This window comes from Frankia sp. CcWB2 (genome assembly GCF_977927585.1).
Map to the genome: position 1 here is coordinate 26,958 of NZ_CDWRCM010000012.1, position 7,151 is coordinate 34,108.

General features: G+C 69.4%; 7 protein-coding genes. 1 reads left to right on the plus strand and 6 read right to left on the minus strand.

Features of this window, described 5'->3' with window-relative positions; translation table 11 throughout:
• Positions 1-135 precede the first annotated feature (135 nt).
• The 4 genes from ACY45C_RS02780 to ACY45C_RS02795 form a co-directional block, all read right to left on the minus strand.
• Positions 136-1,167, minus strand: a complete 1,032-nt coding sequence (locus ACY45C_RS02780; RefSeq protein WP_011435655.1) for a rod shape-determining protein — start codon at positions 1,165-1,167, stop codon at positions 136-138.
• Positions 1,168-1,608: 441 nt separating this feature from the next.
• A complete protein-coding gene (gene ndk / locus ACY45C_RS02785) occupies positions 1,609-2,022 on the minus strand; it encodes a nucleoside-diphosphate kinase (protein ID WP_011435654.1) in 414 nt (137 codons plus the stop codon).
• A gap of 173 nt (positions 2,023-2,195) precedes the next feature.
• A complete protein-coding gene (locus ACY45C_RS02790) occupies positions 2,196-3,344 on the minus strand; it encodes a glutamate ligase domain-containing protein (RefSeq protein WP_462186095.1) in 1,149 nt (382 codons plus the stop codon).
• 111 nt (positions 3,345-3,455) lie between these two features.
• The gene (locus tag ACY45C_RS02795) at positions 3,456-3,710 is read right to left on the minus strand and encodes a hypothetical protein (RefSeq protein ID WP_462186096.1); all 255 of its coding nucleotides are present in this window, start codon (positions 3,708-3,710) and stop codon (positions 3,456-3,458) included.
• Between the two features lie 188 nt (positions 3,711-3,898).
• Here ACY45C_RS02795 and ACY45C_RS02800 point away from each other — a divergent pair, with 188 nt between their 5' ends.
• Positions 3,899-5,218 (plus strand): bifunctional folylpolyglutamate synthase/dihydrofolate synthase, encoded by a 1,320-nt coding sequence (locus ACY45C_RS02800; protein ID WP_462186097.1) that lies wholly within the window; start codon positions 3,899-3,901, stop codon positions 5,216-5,218.
• Between the two features lie 21 nt (positions 5,219-5,239).
• Here ACY45C_RS02800 and clpX read toward each other — a convergent pair whose 3' ends face one another.
• Positions 5,240-6,526, minus strand: a complete 1,287-nt coding sequence (gene clpX, locus ACY45C_RS02805; RefSeq protein WP_462186098.1) for an ATP-dependent Clp protease ATP-binding subunit ClpX — start codon at positions 6,524-6,526, stop codon at positions 5,240-5,242.
• Between the two features lie 362 nt (positions 6,527-6,888).
• A partial coding sequence (locus ACY45C_RS02810; RefSeq protein ID WP_462186099.1) for an ATP-dependent Clp protease proteolytic subunit occupies positions 6,889-7,151 on the minus strand: 263 nt, incomplete at its 5' end.

Here is a 7,151-nt window from a genome sequence, read left to right on the forward strand (position 1 = left end):
CACCCTCCGAACACACTCTTGCGCGATCCGGTGCCACGCGGCGACGGCCACGCGGCACCAGGCGCCGCTCCGGCTATTCCAATGGGAAAGGATCGGTCCAATGGGAAGGGATCGGCAAGGGCCCTGCGCAACCGCCTAGCGCCGCGGCTCGGAGATCAGTACCTGCTGTAGGGCCTCGAACTCCTCCACGCACTTGCCCGACCCCATTGCAACCGAATGCAGCGGATTCTCCGCGATGTGGATCGGCATGCCGGTCTCCTGCCGCAGCCGCTCGTCGAGACCGCGCAGCAGCGCCCCGCCGCCGGTGAGGACGATGCCGCGGTCCATGATGTCGCCGGAGAGCTCCGGCGGGCAGCGGTCGAGGGTCACCTTCACCGCGTCGATGACCGCGTTGACTGGATCCTCGATCGCCTTGCGGATCTCCTCCGCCGTCACCACGATCGTCTTCGGCAGTCCAGTGATCAGGTCGCGCCCACGGATCTCGGCGCTGGGCTCGTCGGGAACCTTGTGCGCCGACCCAATCGCCATCTTAATCTCCTCGGCGGTGCGTTCGCCGAGCATCAGCGAGTACTCCTTCTTGACGTAGGAGATGATCGCGACGTCGAGTTCGTCCCCGGCGGTGCGGATCGACTGGCTGGTGACGATGCCGCCCAGTGAGATCACGGCGACCTCGGTGGTGCCCCCACCGATATCCACGACCATGTTGCCGGTCGGCTCGTGCACCGGCAGACCAGCGCCGATCGCCGCGGCCATCGGCTCCTCAATGATGTAGACCTTTCGGGCGCCGGCCTGGTAGCCGGCGTCCTTCACGGCCCGCTGTTCCACTCCCGTGATGCCGGAGGGCACGCACACGACCAGCCTGGGCTTGGCGAAATGGCGCCGCCGGTGCACCTTCTGGATGAAGTAGCGCAGCATCCGCTCGGTCGTCTCGAAGTCGGCGATGACGCCGTCCTTCAGCGGCCGCACGGCCACCACGTTGCCGGGCGTCCGGCCGATCATCCGCTTGGCGTCGGTTCCGACGGCGAGAATGCCCGAGGTGGTGGTGTTGATCGCGACCACGCTCGGTTCGTTGAGGACGATCCCGCGGCCGCGCACGTACACCAGCGTGTTGGCGGTACCGAGGTCGACGGCCATGTCACGACCGAGGAACGACAGCGAACTGGACATCGTCGGGTACCGACCTTCCCGGGGGATGCGGTCCTGGCCGCCTCCGGCGTGACCGACAGGCACGGCCTACCGAGGAGCCGGAGAAGCGCGTGGAACACGTACAGAGTTCGTAGATCGAACAGGACGACCCAGGCGCCCACCGGGGATTCGACCACGGCCACCGACCACGACCCTGTCGGTTACCGCGACCCACCGGACACGCTCCGGGCAAGTACTTGAAGGGTAGACCGACACCGGGCCCCTCGCCGCCCCGGTCGGTGATGGGCCGGTTTCGTGTCACCCTTGGGCCGGAACCGCCCTGCGCACACCCACGAATCACGAGGGCGACACGCCTACGGTCCCGGCCAGGCCCTGAGAGGCCACCCGAAATCCGACCGGCGGCGTCTCGGGGCATCTCGGGACGTCTCGGGAACGCCCCGGTCGGTGTGAACGGCTACGCGGTCAGCTCAGGCCCGGGAAGAAGAGGTCGATCTCCCGCTTGGCGGACTCCGGCGAGTCCGAGCCGTGCACGAGGTTCTGGCCGATCTCCAGCGCGTAGTCCCCACGCAGCGAGCCGGGCGCGGCCTTGACCGGATCGGTCGCGCCGATCAGCCCACGCGACGCCTCCACCGCACGCGGCCCCTCGGCCACGAGGGCCACCAGCGGCCCGGAGGTGATGAAGTCGACCAGTTCACCGAAGAACGGCTTGCTGGCGTGCTCGCCATAGTGCGTCTCGGCGACGGACCGCTCCAGCGTGCGTAGTTCGAGCGCCACCAGAGTGAGCCCCTTGCGCTCGAGCCGGCCGACGACCTCACCGACGAGGCCACGGCTGACGCCATCGGGCTTGACCAGGATGAGGGTGCGCTCGACGGACACGGTACTCCTTCTCGATCATCGACTTCGTCGTCCTTGACGAGGGACCCAAGGATCCCCCGTCAACTTACAGGGTGCCCACGCCCGCACCGTGACGGGACCGCGGCGTCCCGGAAACACCCCGCAACCGCATCAGGAACGCGTCGGGAACATGTCGGGAAACCCAGGAGGACGTGTCACGGGCGCAGCAACGCCCGGGCCCGACCCACGACAGATGCCGAACCAGTGATCACCACGCCGGCGCCCCCCAGATTGGCGTCCTCCTCGGCGATGCGCACCCCGGCGTCGATCGCGTCGTCCAACCGGGGTACGACCTCCACCCGGTCGGCGCCGAAGACACCCACGGCGACCGCGGCGAGACCGTCGACCGGCAGCGATCCGGGCCCGGCACCGGCGGTGACCACCACCGTGTTCAGGACCGGCTCCAGGACGGCCAGGAGCTCCGCCGCATCCCGCCCGCCACCACCGTCCCGAGCGGCGGCACCGTCCCGCGCCGCGGCGCCCTCGACCTCGCGCTCGATGGCGATGACCCCGACGAGGACGTCGAAGGTGAACGCCTCGTCGAGCGCCGCGGCCAGCGCGCCCGCCGCCACGGGCGAGTCGGCCACGTCAAGAATGATCGTCGGGGACCGGCGGACGACCTCCAGCCGGCCCCGGGAGTCCACCTCGGCGAAACCGGCGCGGACCGCATCGACGTCGAGCTGGTTGCGCCCGCCGCCGAGGAACGCCTCGACCGCGGCCAGCGCGACCGCTGCGTTGTGGGCCTGATGCGCGCCGTGCAGCGGCAGGAAGATCTCCTCGTAGGTGCCGCCCAGCCCCTTCAGTGTGATCATCTGCCCCCCGACAGCCACCTGCCGGCCGAGTACGCCGAACTCCAGCCCCTCCCGGGCGACCGTCGCCCCGGTCTCGGCGGCGCGCCGCAGCAGCGCCTGCGCGGCGGGCAGGACCTGCTGGGCCAGCACGACCAGGGTGTCGGCGCGGATGACCCCCGCCGTCCGCGCGGTGATCCGGTCCAGGCCCGCCGCCGGCTCCCGCTCGCCCACCGCCACGGGGGTGACGACCGACACCGGCGCGTCGAGCAGTGCGCTCAGCTCGCCGGCGTCGTCCCAGCCGGACTCAATCACGGCGAGGTCGGCGGGAGCGTCGGCGAAGGCGGCGAAGACCACGGCGGCAAGCAGCTCGAAGGCGCTCAGCCGGCCGTCGTCCTCGATCAGCGGCAGGTACGGCGCGATATCGGCGTAGGCGCGGCCGAGGACGTCGGGATCGATCGTGGCGCCGGCCAGCCCCACCCGCTGCTCGGCCCCAAGCCAGCCCGGCGAACTCAACGATCCCGCGCGGATGCCGAACGAGTGCAGCAGCGCGGTAAGGAGTCGAAATGAAATAACTTGCGCGTTTCGAACCCTCCACAGGCCTGTGACCTGCGATGATGCTCTCGATCACGTATTTGTTACTTCATTACGTCCCCTAATCGCCGACACCGTGGAGCTCTTCCCCACCGAGCCGGTCACCACGATGCTTGGAAGGGCCCGCTGCGGCTGGCCGAGCAGATCCAGCAGACGGCTCAGCCGGTCGAAGTCCGGCCGGGCGCGGACCTCGCGGCGCCGGGAGCACTCGGCCGCGAACGCGCGTGGGCCCTCCCGCTCATGATCAGGAGCATGGGCGGTTCCGGTGGTCCCGGCGGCGCCTGTCACATCCCCGATGGTACGGCCCGATGGTCCGGGTCCACCGGGTTCACTCCCGCCCACGCAAGTGCCCGCGCAGGTGCCCGCGCTCCCCCCGCAGAGGACGCGTCCGGCGCACCTGCCCGCAGACTCCCGCGGACTACTGTCGACCCCAGGTCGAAGGAGGGCGAAACCAGCCGGTGAAGTGGAACCAGCCTGTGAAGTGGACGTACGAGTCGGCGTGGGCCGCCCTGAACAACACGGTGGATCTCGAGAAGCAGACGATGCCGGCGGGTCGGCCGGTGCCGAGCCTCGACCGGATGCGGGAGCTGGCGGGCCGGCTCGGGGATCCGCACCGGGCGGTTCCGCTGATCCATCTGACCGGCACGAACGGCAAGACCTCGACGGCGCGGATCATCTCGGCGCTGCTGGGCGCGGCGGGGCTGCGGGTGGGGCTGTACACCAGTCCGCATCTGGAGCGGGTGAACGAGCGCCTGGTCGTCGACGGCCAACCGATCGGCGACGAGGAATTCGGACGCTGCGTGGGCACCGTCCTGGACGCGGCCGCCCCGATGAGCGGACGGCCCACCTTCTTCGAGCTGCTGACGGCCACCGCCTTCCGATGGTTCGCCGACCTGGCCGTCGACGTCGCCGTGGTCGAGGTGGGCCTGCTCGGCCGCTGGGACGCCACGAACATCGCCGACGGGCGGGTCGCGGTCGTCACCAGCATCGGCGCGGATCATCTGGACTACGCCGGGAGTATGGCGGGCGTGGCCCGCGAGAAGGCCGGGATCGTCAAGCCCGGCAGTCACCTGGTGCTCGGCGAGGTGGACCCCCACTTCTACGACATCTTCGCCCGGACCCCGGCCACGGATATCCTGCGGCTGGGCCAGGACTTCGCCGCGGTCGCCGGCCACCCGGACGCGGCGGGTCGACGGGGCGGTTTCCGCACCCCGCAGGCGCGCTACGACGACGTGCGGCTGTCCCTGCACGGTGCCTATCAGGATGCCAACGCGGCGTGCGCCCTGGCCGCCGTGGAGACCTTCGCCGGTCATCCCCTCCCCGACGCCGTGGTCCGGACCGGTCTCGGGGGCGTCCGGGCGCCGGGACACCTGGAAATCGTGCGCGCACAGCCGCTGTGCGTGCTTGACGGGGCGCACAACCCGGCAGCGGGCGCGGCGCTCGCCCGGTCCCTGGGTGAGGAGTTCCCCGGGCGGGAGTGGACCGTCGTCTACGGGGCGCTGCGCGGTCACGACTACGAGGGGACTCTCGCGGAACTGCGCCACCAACCGATCAGCTCGCTGATCGCCTGCGAACCGGCGTCACCGCGGGCCATCCACGCCGAGCGCCTGGTCTCCGCGGCGCGGGCGCGGGGGATGCCGGCCCACGCCGCCTCCGACGTCGGCTGCGCCGTCCGCCACGCCCTGCGGGACGCGGCGGGGCCGGGTGGGGCGATCCTGGTGACCGGGTCCTTCTACCATCTGGCTGAGGCCCGCCGGACCCTGACCGCGCTGGACCCGACGCACGGGATGCACTGAGTGGGCGCCGGGTGGGCGCCGTCAGGCCGACTTCTCCTGGCGGGGAGGCCGCTTGGACACGACGTCGCGCGGGACCAGCGTCGGATTGACGTGCTCCAGCACGACCTCGCGGGTGACGACGACCCGGGCCACGTCCTTGCGGCTCGGGATGTCGTACATCACCGAGAGCAGGACCTCTTCCATGATCGCTCGCAGCCCGCGGGCACCGGTCCCACGCAGGATCGCCTGGTCCGCGATGGCCTCGAGCGCGTCCGAGGTGAAGTCGAGGTCGACGCTGTCCAGCTCGAACAGTCGCTTGTACTGGCGGACGAGGGCGTTCTTCGGCTCGGTGAGGATGCGGATCAGCGCCTCCCGATCCAGGTTGGACACGCTGGTGATCACCGGGAGCCGGCCGATGAACTCCGGAATCATGCCGTACTTCAGCAGGTCCTCGGGCATGATGTCGCCGAAGACGTCGGATCCGTCCGGGTCGTCCTTGCCGTGCAGTACGGCGCGGAACCCCAGCGACTTCTTGCCGATCCTCGACTCGATGATCCGGTCGAGCCCGGCGAACGCCCCGCCCACGATGAACAGCACGTTCGTCGTGTCGATCTGGATGAACTCCTGATGCGGGTGCTTGCGCCCGCCCTGTGGCGGCACGCTGGCCGTGGTGCCTTCGAGGATCTTCAACAGGGCCTGTTGCACGCCCTCACCGGACACGTCCCGCGTGATGCTCGGGTTCTCCGACTTCCGGGCGATCTTGTCGACCTCGTCGATGTAGATAATCCCGGTCTCGGCCTTTTTAACGTCATAGTCGGCGGCCTGAATGAGTTTGAGCAGAATGTTCTCGACGTCTTCCCCGACGTAGCCCGCCTCGGTCAGCGCGGTGGCATCGGCGATGGCAAACGGGACGTTGAGCATTCGCGCGAGAGTCTGGGCGAGCAGCGTCTTGCCGCAGCCCGTCGGCCCGAGCAGCAGGATGTTGCTCTTCGCGAGCTCGACCTCGCCCTTGCTCCCGTCACCGCTGGATCCGCCCGCCTGGACCCGCTTGTAGTGGTTGTAGACCGCGACGGAGAGGGTCTTCTTCGCCGTCTCCTGCCCCACCACGTAACTGTCGAGGAACTCGTAGATCTCGCGTGGCTTGGGCAGTTCGTCCCACTTGAGCTCGGAGGATTCGGACAGCTCCTCCTCGATGATCTCGTTGCAGAGATCGATGCACTCGTCGCAGATATAGACGCCAGGGCCGGCGATGAGCTTCTTCACCTGCTTCTGCGACTTACCGCAGAACGAGCACTTGAGCAGGTCACCGCCATCACCGATGCGTGCCACCGAGGACTCAGTCCCTTCGTCCAGACGATGGTGTCGCCTGCATGTCAGGGGCGGTTGACACCGCCCAGTCGTCGCGTGTCTGCCTGCAACCATCCCCGTGGGGACGGTACCCCGCCGAGCCGTCCGGTGAGAGCCCAATCGCTCGGCTCATACCGGTCAGCCTACGGTCACCTTGGCCGTCCTCGCCCGTCCACGCAGTCCCATTAGGCCATCGCGTCACGGACGAGAACTGCTGACCGGGTTTCACCGCGTCGGCGCGTCGGGTGTGGTAGCGGCCGACGGCCGACGACCGCGTGCCGGCCTCGCGAGACGTCACGCCTCGCGAGGCTCCGACCGCGGGGTCGGACCGCCGGCCCGGCACCTCAGCGAGCGGTGGCGAGCCGGGCGGACTTCCGGGTCTTGATGACCTCGTCGATCAGGCCGTACTCCTTGGCCTCGTCGGCACTGAAGATCTTGTCACGCTCGATGTCCTTGCGGATGTCCTCTTCCTTCTTGCCGGTGTGGACGGCGAGCATCCGCTCCAGCAGGGACCGCATCCGCAGGATCTCCCGCGCCTGGATCTCGATGTCGCTCGACTGGCCCTCGCCCTGCGCCGACGGCTGGTGGATGAGGATCCGGCTGTTCT